Here is an 18,036-nt window from a genome sequence, read left to right as displayed (position 1 = left end):
GGGGATATGAGGGCATGGGGACATGTCGACATCGATTCGAGGGGATCGTGCGTGAACGGCGCATCGTGGGAGGACCGTACGGACCGCAGGGCGCGGGTGCGGGGCTGTCTGCTGGGCGGGGCGATCGGGGACGCGCTGGGCAATCCGGTGGAGTTCCTTTCGCTCGCCGGTATTCGGCGCGCACACGGTGAACATGGGGTGCGCGGACCGATCGCGGACGACGAGGGCGTCGTCGGCCGGATCACGGACGACACCCAGATGACCTTGTTCACGGCCGAAGCGCTGATCAGGGCCCACTCCCGGGCGGCGGCGAAGGGCATCGGCGGCGCCGAGACCGGGATCGTGCGCAACGCCTATCTGCGCTGGCTGGACACGCAGAACCACCCCGCCCCGCCGGTGCGCGGGGGCGACGACCAGGTGCGGACCGGCTGGCTCCGGCGGCAGCCCTGGCTGTACGCGCGCCGGGCCCCCGGCAACGCCTGCCTGACCGGCCTCGCCACCGGTCACGTTCCGGAACCGGTGGACCGGCTCGGTGCGCCCGGTCCGGTGAACACCGGCTCCAAGGGGTGCGGCACCGTGATGCGGTCCGCCCCGTTCGGACTCGTGGCGCGGGACGCCGAGGAGGGCTTCCGGCTCGCCTACTGGTGCGCACAGATCACCCACGGCCATCCGACCGGCGGGTACGCGGCCGGGGCGCTCGCCGCGGTCGTCACCCACCTCCTAGAGGGCGACTCCATGGCCGGCGCGGTGCTGCGGGCCATGGAACTGCTGGGCCGGCACCCGGGCCACGAGGAGACCACCGCGGCGCTGCGCGCGGCCGTCGAGCTGGCCGCCGACGGGCGGCCCACGGCCGAGAAGGTGGAGACGCTGGGCGCGGGCTGGGTCGCCGAGGAGGCCCTGGCCATCGCCGTGTACTGCGCGCTGGCACTGCCGGACGCCGATCAGGTGGGCGGGGCGCTGCTGCTCTCGGTCAACCACTCCGGCGACAGTGATTCCACCGGTGCGATCTGCGGCAACCTGGTCGGCGCCCGCCACGGTGACGTGCACCTCCCGTCGTCCTGGCTGGTGGCGACCGAGGGCCGGGGCGTGATCGCCGAGGTCGCCGACGATCTGTGCCTGGAGTTCGCGCACGCGGTCGACTGGCCGGACGACCGGTACCCGATGTGCTGACGGCCGACGGGCGGCCGCCCGCCGGCACATGATGCGTCAGTCGGTCAGCAGCTTGGCGCGCAGCGCGGCCACCGTCGCGTCGTCGAGCTTCAGGCCGTCGCGCACGTAGGTGTCGAAGTCTCCGTAGATGTGGTCGACCTCCGCGAACGCCGCCCGCAGCCAGCTCAGCTCGACGGCCTTCGGGTTGCCGGTGTACTGGTTGCTGGCGAGGTAGTCCGCCTCGACGGTCTCGCGCGGGACGCCGAGCAGGGTGAGCAGGACGGCGGTGCCCCAGCCGGTGCGGTCCTTGCCCGAGCTGCAGTGGAAGACCGTCGCGCCCGAGTCGTTCGTCGCGACGGCCGTGAGCAGGTCCCGGAACGCGTAGTCGGCGCCCACGAAGTTGACCATGAACGGGTAGCCGATGGACTGGCCGAGGTCGGACGATCCGGAGAACAGTCCGGCGGCGATGGCCTCGGCCAGGGTCATCAGCGCCGAGTCGTGGAAGCGGAGGCCGTGGCTGAGCGACACCACGTCGGCGACCTGGTACTTCACCCCGGCGGGCACCCGGTCGGGATCGTCGTGCCGTTCCACCGCGTTGCGCAGGTCCACGTCGAGGGTGAGCCGCTGGGAGAGCAGGCGCTGCTGCTCGGCGTCGGTCAGCTTGTCGAGCTTGTTGGAGCGGTAGACCAGGCCGGGGCGCACCCAGCGGCCGTCTGTGGTGCGGTAGCCGCCGACGTCCCGGAAGTTGCGGGCGGAGTCGATCCCGAGCGAGCGCTCGGCGACGACGAGGGAGGAGCCGCTGTCCGGCGTCAGCCGGAAGTACCAGCGTCCGGTCCCGGAGAGGGCGGCGGCCGGGACGGTCAGCGATCCGGTGCCGGGGCCGCTGCCCACCGGGGTGCCGGTGGTGGCGTCGGGGGAGGTGACGGCGGTGACGGTCACCGAACCGGCCGGGGACGACCAGGAGAGGGTGTGGCCGCCGTCGGCGTCGCGCCGGGCGGTGGCCGCGGTGAACGGCACGGTTGCGGCCCGCGCGCCGGCCTCGGCGCTCGCCGCCGGTGCGCCTGCCGGGGTGGCGGCGAGCGCGGGCGGGACGAGGACCGTGCCGGCGAGCAGAGTGGCCGCGACGGCGGCCTGGACGATGCGGTGCGTACGCATGGTGCTCCTTGTCTGCATCCCTGTCGGGGTGGGGGGTGTCAGGAGGTGGGGACGGCGGTGCACGGCGTGTTGCCGCAGACATCGAGGACACGGCCGGTGGTCAGGAAGGTGGCCTTCTGCTGACGTGCGGCCGACGAGTTGCGGGGGTCGGAGTGCGGATCGTGGCCGTACTCCGGTTCGGTGGGCGGGGTGTTGGTGGTCGGGGGCGACGGTGTGCCGCTGTCCCACACCGTCATCGCGGAGCCCCGGTAGGGCAGTTCGGTGCGTTTGAGGGGCCTGATGCCCCAGTACGGGACGGTGTCCGGGCTGCGGCCGGGCGCGAGTGCGGGGGCGAGCAGCCGGGCGCCGACGGTGCGCGCCTCCACGTCGGCCGCCGCGTTCGCGACCTGGTGGTCCCCGTACGCGATGTGCATCAGCACCTGGTGGTGGTCGGTGAGGCGGTTCGCGTACCCGTCGGTCTCGCCCCGGTCCCACACCATCTGGAAGAGCTGGAGGACGATCTGCTGGCGCAGCTTGTCCGGGTAGGACCGGTCCAGTACCTGCTGGAACGGTGCGAAGTCGGCGCTGCGGTTGAGGAGCAGGCCGTAGTTCATGCCGGTGACGCCGAGGACCCCGCGCCGGATGTCGGGCGAGGCGGCCAGCAGGGCGCCGCCGAGGATGCCGCCCTGGCTGTTCCCGTCGTATGCGACGCCGTGCCGGAGGTCGACGAGCGGGCGGCCGGTGTCGTCGCGGAAGGCGGCGTCGGTGGTCAGCCCGCGGGGGTGGATCAGGGCGCGGGCCAGGAAGAGGGCGTTCAGCATGCCCTGTTCGGTGCGCTCCGGGACGGCGGGGAAGAGGTTCGGGTCCGCGAGCGCGCCGAGGACCACGGGGATGTCCTCCTCGGCCATCCCGATCCAGTCCGTCGCGCAGAACGTGAAGTCGCCCTCCGCCGCCATCGCCCTGACGTTGCCCGCGCCGACCTCGGAGCGGCGGCCGAGGAGGCCGTGCCCGTAGAGGGAGGGCCGGGAGGGGGTGCGGAACGCGGCGCGCGGGATCTCGCAGCGGAACGTGGCGACCTGGGTGTGGTGCGGGAGCCGGCGTGGTTTTCCGTCGCGGCCCCGGTGCAGGACGGAGCCGGGCGGGCCGCCGGGCCGGTCCAGGTAGCTGGGCACCCGGATCCGTCCGGTCACCTCGCGGGCGATCCGCGGATCCTGTTCGACGGTGAGGTCCGTGACGTCGGTGATGTCGGCATCGGGGGCACGGCCGCCGAGACGGCGGAACGCGTCGTCGCGGAGGGCGAAGAGGTCACCGGTGAGGCTGCGGGTGCTCGCGACGGTGAAGTCCCAGGCGAGGTACAGATCCTCGGAGGACACCCCGGCGCTGTGCAGTGCCGCGAGCGCCGGGCGCAGTTGGCGTTGCCGGGCATGCAGCGGGTGACCCGTCGGCAGTGCCCCGCCGGCGACGGCGGCGAACGGGGCGGCGGCCGGGATCGTGCGTCCCGCGTCGTCCTTCAGCCGCCGCAGGGCGACGGCGTAGTGGTGGCCGTCGCGGAAGTTGCGGGCGGGGTGGACCAGCAGCGCCCGGCGGGAGGTATCGGTGGCGTTCGCGTCGAGTTCGGCCCAGTACGGCCACCGCTCGCCGGTCCCGGTGTCGAGCAGGACGACGGGGGCGTCCGGGGCGAGGGAGCGGCCGATGTCGGTGAGCGGGGCCGCTCCGGTCGCCGTCAGGTCGACGCCGGGAACCTGTGCGATCAGGGCGGAGCCGGGGGAGAAGCCGTCGGACCGGTTCCAGGCCGTGGGGTCGATGGCGCCGCCGCCCGCGGTGCGGGGGAGGTCGGCGGTGCCGAAGGCCACCCGGCGCCCGGTGTCGGTGCCGGGGTCGGGCCGGGTGTACCAGTCGTTCGGGAACGGCAGCAGACACTCGGCGGCTGCCAGCGGATCACAGCCCGGTGTGTGCGGTGCGGCGGCCCGTGCCGGGGGCGCGGACGGTACGAGCGTGGCGGCGGCGCAGAGCGCCGCCGCCATCAGCCCGTGCAGCAGTCGCTGCCGCAACGGGGATCAGCTCCCCTGGATGTGCGCGCCGATGACGGCCGCGTAGTTCGCCTCGCCGTTCCGGTTGGGGTGCAGCGGGGCGGCGAGCGAGGTCGGGACGTACCCCTCGACCCACCGGTCCGACGGCTCCTGGCAGGAGTCGTGCCCCTTGCTGGGCGTGGCCAGGTCGATGTACTCGGCGCCGTGCGCGGCGCTCTGCTCGGCGATCGTCGCGTTCATCCGGTCGACGCTGCCCTGCAGGAAGTCGGCGTCCACCGGCAGCACCGGTTGCGTCGGCCAGCAGCCGCCGGGCTTGATGTAGAGGCCGTAGCCCGTCACGACCACCCGGGCCTGCGGCGAACGCTGGTGGATGGTGTCCAGCACGGTTCCCAGCTTCGGCGCGAACTCCGCGATGCGCTGCGCCACCTGGTCCACTCCGCCCTCGTTGTACTTCTCCTTGCACGGAGTGGCGTTCGGGTCGAGGGTGGTGCACTTCTGCGCGATGCCGACCAGGCCGGCGTCGTTGCCGCCGATGGTCAGCGTCACCAGGTCGGTGTCCGGGCGCAGCGCGTCGAACTGGGGCGGCGCCGAACCCATCGGGATGTCGAGCAGCGAGAGCGACTGCTTCTCGGTCATGTGCTTCGATGCGGCGCCGCTGCACGTGACGTCGGTGAGCGACGCGCCCAGCCGCTCGGCGAGTTCGTGCGGGTAGTTGTGCGTCGACCGTCCGCAGGCCAACGGCCCGGTGATGTCCGGGATGAGCGGCCCGGAGGCCATCGAGTCGCCGAGTGCCACGTAGGACACGGTGTCGTCGGCGGTGGCGGACGCGGGCACCGCGCCGGCCCCCAGGGCCAGTCCGGCCAGGGCGAGCGCGCCCAACACTGTTCTGACGGGACGACGGAAAGCCTTGTTCCGCTGCTGGTTCACAGAATCCTCCGACGGTGGGGGGAGGGGGAGGTGTGGCATGGCGTGTGACGCCGGTCATCATGCAGACTCGGGTGCCGTCGTTTAACTGGTGGGTAACGCAGACTTCCGCGGGGGAACTTGTGACGCGTGACAATCGGCGGCCGGTCGCGACGGATGAGCGGGACGGCTCCGGGCGCCCGGCGTCCGGGCCGCTGTCCATCGCGGGACGGCCGGTCGCCCCGTACCTGCGCGCCCGGGTCCCCGCCCTGACGGGCAGGGTCGTCGCCCGGCTCCTCGCCGACCTGCCCGTCTACGCCGACCTCCCCCGGGAGGAGATCTCCGGCGACATCGCGGACATCGTCCAGCACAACCTGCGACTGTTCGCCGATGTCATCGAGTACCGCCGCCCCGCCACCGAGGGCGAACTCGCCCAGCAGCGCGACTCCGCCGCACAGCGGGCCGAGGAGGGCGTCCCGCTGGACGCGATTCTCACGGCCTATCAGGTCGGTACGGCCATGTGCTGGCAGGAGACGGCGAAGGGGGCGCTGCCCGGCGATCTGCCCGCCGTGCTGGAGATCATGGACCGCATCATGGTGCTCCAGCAGCAGCTGACGTCCGCCGTCAGCAACGCCTACCTGGAGGCCCGCCGGATTCTCGACAGCCAGGAGCACGGCGGACGTCACGCCCTGATGGCTGCCCTGCTGGCCGGTGACGCGCTGGACCGTTTCAGCCATGCCACCGGGCCCCGGCCCGCCGCGTGCTACCTCGTCCTGACCCTGGCCCTGGCGCCGCACCCGGACGAACGGGTCCAGCCGCCGGGTCCGGGAGCCGGTGTCGCGGCGCGCCGCAAGATCCGCCGGGTCCGCTCCGTCCTCGACCGCTTCGCCGGTGCGCCGGTGCTCACCGCCCTGGACGCGTCCGGCGGCACGGTGCTGCTGCCCGCCCCCGAACCGCTCCCGTGGCACGGCCCGGACGGGCTGTGCGCCATGGTCGACGAGGCGGCCCGGGCCGCGGGGGTTCCCGTCGTCGCGGCCGCGGAGGCCGTCGAACCGGAGGCGGTTCCGGCCGCCGCGGCCCGTAACGCCGAGATCGTGGACCTGGTGGCCCGCACCGGCCGCCCGCCCGGCCTGTACCGGCTGGCCGACGTTCTGCTGGAGTACCAGCTCAGCCGGCCCAGCGAGGCACTGCACGGGCTGGCGCAGTTACTGGCGCCGCTGGAGGCGAAACCCGAACTGCTGCAGACCCTGGAGACGTATCTGGAGCTCGGCCTGGACCGGCGGACCACTGCGGCGGCCCTGCACATCCACCCCAACACCGTCGACTACCGCATCCGTCGCATCGACCGGCTGACGGGTCTCTCCCCGTCCCGCCCGGCCGATCTCCAGCACATCAGCGCGGCACTGGTGGCACGTCACTCCTTGTGATGAGGCGTGCGTGTACGGGAACGGGTGCGGAAGGTTGCTCGTTCGGCCGTACATGAGCGAGTCATATGTGCGAGAAGGGTATGCGGGGACGGGACCCGGTGCCATCACGCCGGACGGCTGTGCGGTCGAGCTGTACCGGCGGCTGGCCGTCGGCGACGAGCCCGAGGTGATCGCGTCGGCGGTGCCCGCCGGGGCGAGCATTTTGGAGCTGGGCTGCGGGGTGGGACGGGTGACCCGTCCCCTGGTCGAACGCGGCTTCGTCGTCACCGCGGTGGACGAGTCGGCGCAGATGCTGGAGCACGTGACGGGCGCCCGCACCGTACGCAGCCCCATCGAGTCGCTGGACCTCGGGGACGAGAGGTTCGACGTCGTGATGCTGGCGTCGCTGCTGGTGCACGCGAGTGAGCACCGGGTGCGCGACGGCATGCTGCGGGCCTGCCGGAAACACGTGAAGGACGACGGGGTCGTCCTCATCCAGCGCGAGCGCTTCGGACCGCGTCCCGAGCTGCCGAGGGAGCGGATCGACCCCGGCGGCTGCGTCATCCGGTTCGTCTCGGCCGAGCCGGTGGGCGACGGGGTGGACTCCATGCACGTCGAGTACGTCTTCGACGACGCGCGGTGGACCCAGACGTTCCTGACCCGGAACCTGCCCCGGGACCAGTTCGAGAGATACCTGGACGCGGCGGGCCTGGCGGTGGACCGCTATCTCACGGATGACGGGATATGGGTCCGGGCCGTGCCGCAGTAGCGCCGGGGCGAGCGGGGTCCGCCGGTGGCCCGACGGGAGGGGACCACGCGGCCGGGGGTGGTCCGTCAGTGGACCGTGGAGAAGCTGCGCCAGGGCGGTTGCCCGGTTCCGACGACATCGCTGACCGTGGCCGCGAGGTAGGTGGTGCCCGGTCCGGTGCAGTCGGGCGTCCGATACAGGATGAGGTCGATGAGCGTGCGGTTGGCCACCTCCTTGGCGCCCGCGGGGGCGAGCCGGTGGCAGCCCCTCACCAGCGGGCTGTGCACCGTGACCACGGCATCCCGCTCGGTCGTGTACGTGACCGGTCCGACCGCGGTCCTGCCGAGTCCGGAGCAGCCCGCGACGGTGAGGGCCAGGCATGCGGTCGCGGCTGCGATGCCGGGGCGGCGGCGGTGATCGATCACAGGCATGGGCGGGGTCCTCGTCTGTCTCGTCCGGCTCGTTCGTCGGCTCGCCCCGCCCGCGTCCGGGGATGACGTGGTGACGCCTGCGCCATCGCGGAGCAGCACCGTCATACGGAACGCATGCGTCGTCCCGAGGCGTCCACGCCGCGGGACGCGTGCGTCGGGGAGATCGTGCCGACGCTCGTCACCCTGCCCGTTTCCGGCCGCGGCGGCATCCGGTGTGCGGCCGGGCGGGCGAAGGCGCGCAGGAGGCCGCACGGCCCCGCGCACCGGATGCAGCTGTGCGGGGTTGTGCGGGGTCCCCGCGCGGAGGCCGCGCGGGGACCCCGCGCGCCGAGCCTGCGCGGAGGCCGCGCGGGGACCCCGCGCGCCGAGCCTGCGCGGAGGGCTTCCCGCCCGTCTTCATATCGGTAGATATTGGGCATACCGTGGTATCAGCGACGAATTGCTTTTCATGGTGCAGATGTTTCCGGTCAGGGGGCCGTCATGGTCCAGGAGCTCGTGATCGCGATAGTGGCGGCAGTGGCGGCGGGTGCGCTGTACCTGGCCGCGGCGGCCAAGGTCGTCAAGCAGTACGAGCGGGGTGTCGTGCTGAGGCTCGGCAGGCTCCGCGACGACGTGCGCGGCCCAGGGTTCACCATGGTGATCCCCGGCATCGAACGGCTGCGCAAGGTCAACATGCAGATCGTCACGATGCCGGTGCCCGCGCAGGACGGCATCACCCGGGACAACGTGACGGTGCGGGTGGACGCCGTCATCTACTTCAAGGTGGTCGACGCGGCGAGCGCGGTGATCCAGGTGGAGGACTACCGGTTCGCGGTGTCGCAGATGGCACAGACGTCACTGCGGTCGATCATCGGCAAGAGCGATCTGGACGACCTGCTGTCCAACCGCGAGAAGCTGAACCAGGGGCTGGAGCTGATGATCGACAGCCCGGCCGTCGGGTGGGGCGTGCAGATCGACCGGGTGGAGATCAAGGATGTCTCGCTGCCGGAGACGATGAAGCGCTCCATGGCGCGCCAGGCCGAGGCCGACCGTGAGCGCCGCGCCCGGGTGATCAACGCGGACGCCGAACTCCAGGCGTCGAAGAAGCTCGCGGAGGCGGCGGGAGCGATGTCGTCCCAGCCGGCCGCGCTCCAACTGCGTCTGCTGCAGACGGTGGTCGCGGTCGCCGCCGAGAAGAACTCCACACTGGTGCTTCCGTTCCCCGTGGAGCTGCTCCGCTTCCTGGAGCGGGCGCATCAGGAGGTGCCGCAGGCGGCGGCACAGCCGCAGCAGGCGATCCGGCCGCCGCAGCCGGGCGCCCGGACGCCGCGCCCCGCGTCGTCCCAGCGAGCCGCGCAGCCGCAGGAACGGCCGCGGCCGCACCCGCCGCAGCACCCACCGACGGCGGCACCTGCCGCCCCCGCCGCCCCGCCCGCCGCGCCACCCGAACCTGCTCCGACGCCGGCCGCCGCGTCGGGGGAGCGGCCGGGGACCTCTCGCCCGAAGCCGTTCGCCCATCACTGACCGGGGCCCCGCCCCGGCCGATCGGTTCCGTGCGCCGGCCCGGGGCTCCTGCCCGGGTCCGGGACTCCCGCCCCGGCGGAGGCGGGGAACCGAGGCCGAACCGTGAGCCGTTCCTCATGCCCGGTGACTACCAGGGCATCCCTGGTGATCGCGGGTGGTGATCCAGCGGTTGTCCGAGGGCCGTCCGGCAGCGGTCGGAGGGGGTGCGGCGGTCCCGGGGCGACGACGACGGGGGAGTCGTGGCGGAGGCCCGCACACGACTGGTCCGGTGCTTCTGACCTGCTGGGACGCAGACGTGAGAGACCGGTTGTCGGACCCCCCGCCTAGACTCGCAGGAGTCATGTGGACCAAGGCGGTCCGAGGAGACCGGAGCGGGGCGGGAGGGAGCCGATGTCCACGGCGCGGCACCAGCTGGACGCATCCGCCGTCCGCCTGCTCGGCTGTGCGGCCGTCTTCCTGCCCGCACCCCTGCCGAGGGACGGGCAGATCGCCTTCTGGGCCCCCGACGGCGGCAGACTCCCGGAGCCCGATCACTTCCGAGACCGCCTCACGGCTCCCGGGGACGACAGTTCCCCGGCTCCCGGAGGCGCGGCATCCGGAGCCGCCGCCGGGGAGATCACCGTCGTCCGCAGGCACGGGCAAGGGGGCGGCGTCCGCCGGAGCACGGTGGAAGCCGTGCTGCTGCCCGTGGCCGACGCGCTGCCCCTGCTGACCCACGCCCGACACCTGCGGTCCGCGCACCCCGCCACCCGCTGCTGGGGCGCCGCCGCACTCCAGGCGCTCAACCTGGCGGCGCGCGGCAGGCTGCTCCCCGGCCTGACGGCCGATGACGTCGACGCCTGGCGGGCCGGCCCGCGCGATGCCGAGGACATCGCCCACCTCCGGGCGATCGCCGCCGCCCTGCCGGCCGAGGGACACGCGGTTCCGCTTCCGGACCGCACACCGCTCCGGCTCCCCGATCCGGAATGGTTGCTGGGATCGTTCCTCGACGCCGTGGCGGACACCCTGCCCCGCACGCCCGCCGCCGCATTCGCGATGGGGGCGCCCTTCGCAGCCCGGGAGGCCCAGCACCTGCCCGGAGCCCGTGACTGGGCCGTCGAGGTCGCGGCCGGCCTCGACGCGGGGGTGAAGATCTCGCTGCGCCTCGACCTCTCCGCGTACGAACTCTTCGACACGGTCGGTGGCCGCGACGACACCGCCAGGACCCACGACCGCCCGCGCGGTTCAGATGGCCCCGACGGGGACGACGCGGGCGCGGCCGCTGAGGACGTTCTCGTCCCGGCCGCTGTGCACCCGGGTGATGGCCGCGGCGCCGCACGGCATGCCGCCGCGGCCATCACCCAGGTGCACAGCCTGGCCGACCCGACCCAGGTCGTCGACGCCGCCGCGCTCTGGCACGACGGCGGGGGAGAACCGTTCGGCCCGAGGGCGAGAATCGACGCCGTCCTCGCGCTGCGCCGCGCCGCTCGTGTCTGGGCACCGTTGGAGCGGCTGCTGGAACAGCCGGTTCCCGATGTGCTCGCGCTCGGCGAGGACGAGCTGTACGAGCTGCTGAGCGACGCCGGGGCCCGGCTGGCCGCGGCGGGCGTCGGCGTCCACTGGCCCAGGGAACTCGCCCGTTCCCTCACCGCCACCGCCGTCGTGCGGCCCGCGCCGGGCTCGGCCACGGACGGCACCGCCTTCTTCGACGCCGAACAGCTCTTCGCCTTCGACTGGCAGTTGTCGCTGGGCGACGAACAGCTCACCGAGCGGGAGATGGACGTTCTCGCGGAGGCCCACCGTCCCGTGGTGCGCCTGCGCGACCGGTGGGTCGTCGTCGACCCCGCACTCGTCCGCAAGGCACGCAAGCGCGAGCTCGGCCTGCTCGATCCGGTCGATGCCCTCGCCGTCGCGCTGACCGGCAGCGCCGAGGTGGACGGCGAACAGGTCGAGGCGGTGCCCGTCGGGGCGTTGGCAGCCCTGCGGAGCCGTATCACCGCCGACACCACCGCCATCGCCCCGCCGCCCGGTCTCCATGCCACGCTCCGCGACTACCAGCTCCACGGGCTCGCCTGGCTGGACCGGATGACCTCGCTCGGCCTCGGCGGCTGCCTCGCCGACGACATGGGACTGGGCAAGACGATCACCCTCATCGCGCTGCACCTGCGCCGCGCCCGTCCCGCGCCCACCCTGGTCGTCTGCCCCGCCTCCCTCCTGGGCAACTGGCACCGGGAGATCAACCGCTTCGCCCCCGGCGTCCCCGTGCGCCGATTTCACGGCACCGACCGCACCCTCGCCGAATCCGACGGCGGCTTCGTCCTCACCACCTACGGCACGATGCGTTCCAGTGCGGCACAACTTGCCGATCACACCTGGGGGCTGATCGTCGCCGACGAGGCCCAGCACGTGAAGAACCCGCACTCCTCCACGGCGAAGGCGCTGCGCACCATTCCGGCTCCGGCCAGGGTGGCGCTCACCGGCACGCCGGTGGAGAACAACCTCTCCGAGCTGTGGGCCCTGCTCGACTGGACCACGCCCGGACTGCTGGGCCCCCTCAAGGCGTTCCGGGCCCGCCACGCCAGGATCGTCGAGAGCACCGGGACGGCGGCGGGAATCGGCAACGACGAAGCAGTGGAGCGTCTTTCCCGTCTGGTCCGGCCCTTCCTGCTGCGCCGCAAGAAGTCCGACCCGGGCATCGCGCCCGAGCTGCCGCCCAAGACGGAGACCGACCACCCCGTCTTCCTCACCCGCGAGCAGGCCACGCTCTACGAGGCCGCGGTCCGCGAGACGATGGCACTGATCGAAGCCTCGGAAGGCATCGCCCGGCGCGGGCTGATCATGAAGCTGCTCGCCTCCCTCAAACAGATCTGCAACCACCCCGCGCAGTACCTGAAGGAGGAGCCGACCCGCCTCGTCGGCCGGTCGGGGAAGCTCGTCCTGCTCGACGAACTCCTCGACACGATCCTCGCCGAGGACGGCTCCGTCCTCATCTTCACCCAGTACGTGACGATGGCCCGCCTCCTCTCCGCCCATCTCGCCTCACGCGGCGTCCCCTCCCAGCTCCTGCACGGCGGCACACCGGTGGCCGAACGGGAGCGACTGGTGGACCGCTTCCAGTCGGGTGAGGTCCCGGTGTTCCTGCTCTCCCTCAAGGCGGCGGGCACCGGGCTGAACCTCACCAGGGCCGCCCACGTCATCCACTACGACCGCTGGTGGAACCCCGCCGTCGAGGAACAGGCGACGGACCGGGCGTACCGCATCGGCCAGACCCAGCCCGTGCAGGTGCACCGGCTGATCGCGGAGGGCACGGTCGAGGACCGGATCGGCGAGCTGCTGGCGGCCAAGCGGGACCTTGCCGACGCGGTCCTGGGCACCGGAGAGACCGCGCTGAGCGAACTCAGCGACAGCGACCTGGCCGACCTCGTCTCGCTCAGGAGGCCGGAGTGACCCCCCGACACGAGCCCGGCCCGCACACCGGCCGCGACGTCCGGCCCGGACACCCTCCGCACACCGGCCGCGAGCGCGGTGCCGTCGTGCGTCCGCGCCCCGGCCCCGACGACCTGCGCCGCACGTTCGAGGCCGTGCCGCCCCGCACCTCCCGGGACGACGAACCCTTCGCTGACAGCTGGTGGGGGCGCGCCTGGGTGTCCGCCCTGGAGTCCCTGTCCATGGACGGCGGGCGGCTCGCCCGCGGCCGTGCGTACGCCGACAGCGGGAAGGTCGCCGCGATCACCATCACGCCGGGCCGCGTCGTCGCCTACGTCCACGGCAGCCGCCCCCGCCCCTACCGTGCCGAACTGCGCCTGAGGCCGTTCACCGACCCGGACTGGAACACCTTCCTCGACGCGATCGCCGCCCACCCCGGACACCTCGCCGCACTGCTCGGCAAGGAGATGCCGCACTCGCTGGTCGACACGGCGACCGGGGCCGGAGTCCGACTGCTGCCCGCCGGCGACGACCTCGACCCGGGCTGCTCCTGCCCCGACCACGGCCGGCCCTGCAAGCACGTGGCCGCCTTCTGCTACCAGACGGCCCGGCTCCTGGACGCCGACCCGTTCGTCCTGCTGCTGCTGAGAGGCAGGGGCGAGCGCGAACTCATCGAGGAGTTGGGTCGCCGCAACGCCGCGCACGAGGCGCGGGAACGCCCCGCCGCCCCCGCGACGCCCTCGGTGCCGGCCCGCGAGGCCCTCGCCGATCGCTACCTCCCGCCGCTTCCCGCCCCGCTCCCGGTCCAGCCGTATCCCGGCGAGTCGCCCTCGTACCCCAGCCTGCCCGGTGCCCGCGACCCGCTCGCCCTCGACCATCTCGCCACGGACGCGGCGGCCCGCGCGCACACGCTCCTCACGACCGGCCGCGATCCGCTCGCCGGCCTCACCGCGTGGCAGGACGCGGTACGACTCGCAGCGTCCCGCCCCACCGCCGGACTCACGGCGACCACCCGCGCCCTGTACCGCGAGCTCGCGTATGCCACCGGCCGTACCACCACCGACCTGGCCCGGGCCGTCGCCGCCTGGCGCCAGGGCGGTGCCGCAGGACTGGCCGTCCTCGAAATACCCTGGGACCCACCGGCGGGTCCCTTCGACCGGGCCCGCCCCGCGCTCGCGGCGGCCGACTTCCCGCGGTTCCAGCCGTGGCGCAACCGCCTCACCCACCCCGACGGCACGTTCCAGCTGCGCTTCGGCAATGACGCCCGCTGGTACGGCTACGAGTCGGAACCGGGGGAGGACGACTGGTGGCCGCGCGCCGCCCCCGACACCGACCCGGTCGGCGCGCTCATGGAGCTCGTCGGGAGCTGAACCCCGCGGCGGCGCTCCCCGCCCCGTGCCCGGAGCCGGGTCGCCCCGGAACCGGGTAGCACACGTCGACGGCGAGGGACATGGGGCGCCCGCCCGTATCCACCCGCCCGTACCGGTCCGCCGGTCCGGCGGACTGCCGCGAACGCCGTGGCGTCTTCTCGCACGGGTCGGTCGGACTCGGCGCATGACCTCGGAGATCAGAAGGACCAAACCGGACGCGCTGCACGCCACACCCGGCTGTCACCACATCACCGTCGTGGAGGCGGACCGTGCCCGCACCCGGCCCCGTCCCGCGACGCTCCCGTCGCACCCATGCGCCGATCACGGCTCCCCGCGTCCCGCCCACGACACCCCGCGCCCCGCGAAGAAGGGCTCGAACTCGGACAGCGCCAGATCCGCCGCCCGTGTCCCCGCCGTCGTGCCGGAGGGGTTGTGGAAGTGGACGCCCCCGCCGTCGGCCGTACAGGAGGTCAGCAGCACCAGATGCCCGCCCCGTCCGGGCGCGGGGCGTCGTGCGTGCCGGATGCCGGGGTGCACGGAGGCCATGACCGTCCGGCCGTCGTCCAGCAGGCCGAGGAGCTCGTCCGGCGAGAGATGCCGGTGGACCGTGGCGTCGAGGGCGTGCGCCTGCCGGACGTACGCCGCGAACGGCGCGTAGATCAGGCCCCGGATCGTTCCTTCCGCGTCCTGGGTGTAGGCGCCGTGCTCGACCGCCCCGTCGCGCAGTGCGAACAGGGACGGGGCCCCGGAGCCGAGCGCCATGCGCAGGCAGGTCATACCGCACAGATGACCCGACCAGCGCGCGTACTCGGCCGGTGACACCGCGCCCGACTCCGCCCAGGCCGGATCGGTGGCCGGGTCGCCCCCGCCCTCGACGATCGGGCCGACGAGGGCGGGCGAGGCGAACTGGGTGAGGACGGGTACGGAGCAGGCGGAGCAGATCACCGGGGCATCCCTCGTCGGCAGCGTGCGTTCGATTCGATTACTGACGGTATCCGGTCAGGAAGCGCCCGATGCGACTGATGGCCGCATCGAGATCGTCGGCGTACGGAAGGGTCAGGATGCGGAAGTGGTCGGGCCGCGGCCAGTTGAAGCCCGTGCCCTGCACCACCTGGATCTTCTCCCGCAGCAGGAGATCGAGAACGAACTTCTCGTCGTCGACGATCGGATACACCTTCGGATCGATGCGCGGAAACGCATACAGTGCGCCCTTGGGCTTCACACACGACACACCCGGGATCTCGTTCAGCTTCTCCCAGGCCCGGTTGCGCTGTTCGTACAGCCTGCCGCCCGGCGCGACCAGCTCCCGGATCGACTGCCGGCCGCCGAGTGCCGCCTGGATGGCGTACTGGGCCGGTGCATTGGGGCACAGCCGCATGGAGGCGAGGGTCGTCAGCCCCTCCAGATAGCTGCGGGCGTGCTGCTGCGGGCCGGAGACCACCATCCAGCCGGAGCGGAATCCCGCGACACGGTACGTCTTGGACAGGCCGCTGAACGTGAGGCAGAGCAGGTCGGGGGCGAGGGACGCCGCCATGTGGTGCTCGGCGTCGTCGTAGAGGATCTGGTCGTAGATCTCGTCGGCGAACACCATCAGGCCGTGCCTGCGTGCCAGATCGAGGATGCCGTCGAGGACCTCGCGCGGATAGACGGCGCCGGTCGGGTTGTTCGGGTTGATGATCACGACGGCCTTCGTGCGGTCGGTGATCTTCGATGCCATGTCGGCGAGGTCAGGGTTCCAGTCCGACGCCTCGTCGCAGGTGTAGTGCACCGCCCTGCCGCCCGCGAGCGTCACCACCGCCGTCCACAACGGGTAATCAGGGGACGGGACGAGCACCTCGTCGCCGTCCTCCAGCAGCGCCTGGACCGCCATGGAGATCAGCTCGGAGACGCCGTTGCCGAGAAAGATGTCGTCGACCCCGACATCCGTCAGCCCCATCGCCTGGTAGCGCTGCGCCACCGCCCGGCGCGCGGACAGAATGCCGCGCGAATCGGTGTAGCCGTGGGCCTGGGGGAGCATCCGGATCATGTCCTGGACGACTTCCTCCGGGGCCTCGAATCCGAAGAGCGCGGGATTGCCGGTGTTGAGGCGGAGCACGCTGTGACCCGCCTCCTCCAAGGCGTTGGCGTGCTCGATGACCGGGCCCCGGATCTCGTAACAGACCTCATCCAGCTTGCTGGACTGCCGGAATTCCATGCGGTGGCCTCCCCGACCTGATTGCGATACTTGGTTTTACCAAGCTCGGGCTTGGAAAGTCCAACAACATGTCTAGACTGCGTCGCATGCCACGTCAGCAACAGCCCGCAACGCGCCCGCCCCGCCGCCGGAGTTACGACCAGTTCTGCGCCACCGCGCGCTCGCTCGATTCCGTGGGCGACCGGTGGACGCTGCTGATCGTCCGTGAACTGCTGGCGGGGCCGCGCCGATACACCGATCTCCACGCCGACCTGCCGGGCGTCAGCACCGACGTCCTCGCCTCCCGGCTCAAGGACATGGAGCAGAACGGGCTGGCCACCCGCCGTCGGCTCCCGCCGCCCGCCGCGGCCTCGGTGTACGAGCTGACGGAACGCGGTCGTGGCCTGCTGCCGGTGCTCGCCGCCCTCGCCGAATGGGGCGCGCCCGCGCTCGTCGAGCGGCGGCCGACCGACGCGGTGCGCGCGCACTGGTTCGCGCTTCCGCTGTTGCGCGCCCTGGACGGGGTGGCCCACCCCGGGGTCGTCGAAGTCCACCTGGACGAGGGCGAGTTCCACGTCCGCGCCGGCGCTGGTGCCAGTGCGGGTGCGGGTGCTGCGGGGCGTGCCGGGGAGGACGGCGCGGCAGTGGCGGACGACGGGCGGTCGTCGGTCGGTGCGGTCGTGTATGGGGACGGTCCGGCCGCCCACGCCGATGCCCGTATCACGCTCGACGCCGAGGTCTGTCTGGCGCTCGGACGGGGAGAGCTGACTCTGGCCGAGGCGGTCGGGGACGGACGCGCCGAGGTGGTCGGCGACGGACCGCTCGCCGTCGAGCTCCGCGGGGAGTGACGGCGGATACGCAGGTAACGGTCCGACCGGCGTGCGCGGAAGCCCGGCGACTTCCGTAGCCGGGAGGGGCGTTCGGGAGCCATGGTCGGGCCGGAGCGCTGTGCCGACCGGTGGTTCCGTGCTGACCGGTGGCCGTCGGCCCGCTCGGACCGGTGGCCCTGTACTGTCCGGGAGCCCGGAGTGTCCGGGAAGCCTGGAGCGTCCGGGAGTTCGCACCGTTCGGGAGTTCGCACCGTTCGGGGCGATGATGGCCGTGTGCGATTCGAAGCGATCACCTGGGAGCGGCTGTCCGAAGCCTTCGCCGCGCGTGCCGACGGCCTGAGCCCGGCCGAGGCCGGACCCTGGCCGAAGGTCGCCGTCGACGGGGCTCCGGCCGCCCCCACCGGAGAGTTCGCGGGACGGATCGCGCAGGCGCTGCGTGTCCAGGGACGCGCGGTGCTCGTCGTGTCCACCGAGGGGTTCCTGCGGCCGGCGAGTCTCCGGTACGAGTACGGCAAGGAGGACCCCGACTCGTACTACGGCGGTTGGTTCGACACGGGCGCGCTGTGGCGTGAGGTGTTCAACCCCCTGGAGCCGGGCGGCAGCGGGCGGGTACTGCCCGACCTCTGGGACCCCGTCACCGATCGGGCGACCCGCAGTCCCTACCGGTCCCTGCCCGGGGGAGGGGTGCTGGTGCTGCACGGCCCGTTGCTGCTGGGGCATTGGTTCCCGTTCGACCTGAGCGTCCATCTGCGTCTGTCGCCCGGCGCGCTGCGGCGGCGTACCTCGGAGCACGAGCAGTGGACCCTGCCCGCCTTCGCCCGGTACGAGAACGAGGTGGAGCCGGGCAATCACGCGGACGCGGTCGTACGCGTCGACGACCCGCTGAGACCCGCCTGGAGTGGGTGGCGGGACGGCTAGCCGGTGGTGGTCCGTCCGGGCCGGAATCCGGCGGCG

The 18,036-nt window shown here is 72.8% G+C and carries 14 protein-coding genes; 8 read left to right on the top strand and 6 right to left on the bottom strand.

Annotated features, from left to right (window positions below):
- The first annotated feature begins 51 nt into the window (after positions 1 to 51).
- A complete protein-coding gene (locus tag ACFC79_RS13430) occupies positions 52 to 1,170 on the top strand; it encodes an ADP-ribosylglycohydrolase family protein (protein WP_376239137.1) in 1,119 nt (372 codons plus the stop codon).
- A gap of 36 nt (positions 1,171 to 1,206) precedes the next feature.
- Here ACFC79_RS13430 and ACFC79_RS13425 read toward each other — a convergent pair whose 3' ends face one another.
- The 3 genes from ACFC79_RS13425 to ACFC79_RS13415 are packed head-to-tail and all read right to left on the bottom strand — an operon-like array spanning position 1,207 to position 5,240.
- On the bottom strand, positions 1,207 to 2,304 hold the full coding sequence (locus ACFC79_RS13425) for a tyrosine-protein phosphatase (protein WP_376239136.1): 1,098 nt from the start codon (positions 2,302 to 2,304) through the stop codon (positions 1,207 to 1,209).
- Between the two features lie 38 nt (positions 2,305 to 2,342).
- The gene (locus tag ACFC79_RS13420) at positions 2,343 to 4,334 is read right to left on the bottom strand and encodes a hypothetical protein (RefSeq protein ID WP_376239134.1); all 1,992 of its coding nucleotides are present in this window, start codon (positions 4,332 to 4,334) and stop codon (positions 2,343 to 2,345) included.
- Positions 4,335 to 4,340: 6 nt separating this feature from the next.
- A complete protein-coding gene (locus ACFC79_RS13415) occupies positions 4,341 to 5,240 on the bottom strand; it encodes an SGNH/GDSL hydrolase family protein (RefSeq protein ID WP_376239132.1) in 900 nt (299 codons plus the stop codon).
- Between the two features lie 191 nt (positions 5,241 to 5,431).
- On the opposite strand from ACFC79_RS13415, the gene ACFC79_RS13410 reads away from it, so the two are divergent.
- Together ACFC79_RS13410 and ACFC79_RS13405 are read left to right on the top strand one after the other, a co-directional pair.
- Positions 5,432 to 6,643 (top strand): PucR family transcriptional regulator, encoded by a 1,212-nt coding sequence (locus ACFC79_RS13410; protein WP_376239571.1) that lies wholly within the window; start codon positions 5,432 to 5,434, stop codon positions 6,641 to 6,643.
- Between the two features lie 52 nt (positions 6,644 to 6,695).
- On the top strand, positions 6,696 to 7,391 hold the full coding sequence (locus tag ACFC79_RS13405; protein ID WP_376239129.1) for a class I SAM-dependent methyltransferase: 696 nt from the start codon (positions 6,696 to 6,698) through the stop codon (positions 7,389 to 7,391).
- Positions 7,392 to 7,456: 65 nt separating this feature from the next.
- On the opposite strand, the gene ACFC79_RS13400 is transcribed toward ACFC79_RS13405, so the two are convergent.
- Positions 7,457 to 7,801, bottom strand: a complete 345-nt coding sequence (locus ACFC79_RS13400) for a hypothetical protein (RefSeq protein WP_376239127.1) — start codon at positions 7,799 to 7,801, stop codon at positions 7,457 to 7,459.
- A 480-nt stretch (positions 7,802 to 8,281) separates the two neighbouring features.
- Between ACFC79_RS13400 and ACFC79_RS13395 the strand changes: the two genes are divergently transcribed.
- The 3 genes from ACFC79_RS13395 to ACFC79_RS13385 all read left to right on the top strand — a co-directional run bounded on the left by ACFC79_RS13395 (position 8,282) and on the right by ACFC79_RS13385 (position 14,079).
- Positions 8,282 to 9,304, top strand: a complete 1,023-nt coding sequence (locus ACFC79_RS13395) for a slipin family protein (protein ID WP_376239125.1) — start codon at positions 8,282 to 8,284, stop codon at positions 9,302 to 9,304.
- Between the two features lie 390 nt (positions 9,305 to 9,694).
- Entirely contained in the window at positions 9,695 to 12,730 is a 3,036-nt protein-coding gene (locus tag ACFC79_RS13390; protein WP_376239123.1) for a DEAD/DEAH box helicase, read from the top strand.
- An 86-nt stretch (positions 12,731 to 12,816) separates the two neighbouring features.
- The gene (locus ACFC79_RS13385) at positions 12,817 to 14,079 is read left to right on the top strand and encodes an SWIM zinc finger family protein (RefSeq protein WP_376239570.1); all 1,263 of its coding nucleotides are present in this window, start codon (positions 12,817 to 12,819) and stop codon (positions 14,077 to 14,079) included.
- Between the two features lie 321 nt (positions 14,080 to 14,400).
- Here the strand turns inward: ACFC79_RS13385 and ACFC79_RS13380 are convergent, their stop codons facing one another.
- Entirely contained in the window at positions 14,401 to 15,024 is a 624-nt protein-coding gene (locus ACFC79_RS13380) for a peptidase (RefSeq protein ID WP_376239120.1), read from the bottom strand.
- Between the two features lie 37 nt (positions 15,025 to 15,061).
- Positions 15,062 to 16,273, bottom strand: coding sequence for a pyridoxal phosphate-dependent aminotransferase (locus tag ACFC79_RS13375; RefSeq protein ID WP_376239117.1), 1,212 nt, complete (start codon positions 16,271 to 16,273; stop codon positions 15,062 to 15,064).
- Positions 16,274 to 16,359: 86 nt separating this feature from the next.
- Here ACFC79_RS13375 and ACFC79_RS13370 point away from each other — a divergent pair, with 86 nt between their 5' ends.
- Positions 16,360 to 17,100 carry a winged helix-turn-helix transcriptional regulator gene (locus ACFC79_RS13370; protein ID WP_376239114.1) on the top strand — a complete coding sequence of 247 codons (741 nt, stop codon included), beginning with the start codon at positions 16,360 to 16,362 and terminating at the stop codon, positions 17,098 to 17,100.
- 255 nt (positions 17,101 to 17,355) lie between these two features.
- Complete coding sequence (locus ACFC79_RS13365; protein WP_376239112.1) at positions 17,356 to 18,000, top strand: uridine kinase; 645 nt, start codon at positions 17,356 to 17,358, stop codon at positions 17,998 to 18,000.
- Positions 18,001 to 18,036 lie beyond the last annotated feature (36 nt).

Origin of the sequence: Streptomyces sp. NPDC056061 (assembly GCF_042266885.1) — a bacterium.
Classification (GTDB): domain Bacteria; phylum Actinomycetota; class Actinomycetes; order Streptomycetales; family Streptomycetaceae; genus Streptomyces.
The sequence above is the reverse complement of the archived record's forward strand: the minus strand, read 5'-3'. Positions and strand labels throughout refer to the sequence as shown.

Coding starts and splice junctions, on each gene's coding strand:
- ACFC79_RS13425 (WP_376239136.1), bottom strand. CDS start 2,304: ATGCGTACGCACCGCATCGTCCAGGCCGCCGTCGCGGCCACTCTGCTC.
- ACFC79_RS13405 (WP_376239129.1), top strand. CDS start 6,696: ATGAGCGAGTCATATGTGCGAGAAGGGTATGCGGGGACGGGACCCGGT.
- ACFC79_RS13400 (WP_376239127.1), bottom strand. CDS start 7,801: ATGCCTGTGATCGATCACCGCCGCCGCCCCGGCATCGCAGCCGCGACC.
- ACFC79_RS13395 (WP_376239125.1), top strand. CDS start 8,282: ATGGTCCAGGAGCTCGTGATCGCGATAGTGGCGGCAGTGGCGGCGGGT.
- ACFC79_RS13390 (WP_376239123.1), top strand. CDS start 9,695: ATGTCCACGGCGCGGCACCAGCTGGACGCATCCGCCGTCCGCCTGCTC.
- ACFC79_RS13375 (WP_376239117.1), bottom strand. CDS start 16,273: ATGGAATTCCGGCAGTCCAGCAAGCTGGATGAGGTCTGTTACGAGATC.
- ACFC79_RS13370 (WP_376239114.1), top strand. CDS start 16,360: ATGCCACGTCAGCAACAGCCCGCAACGCGCCCGCCCCGCCGCCGGAGT.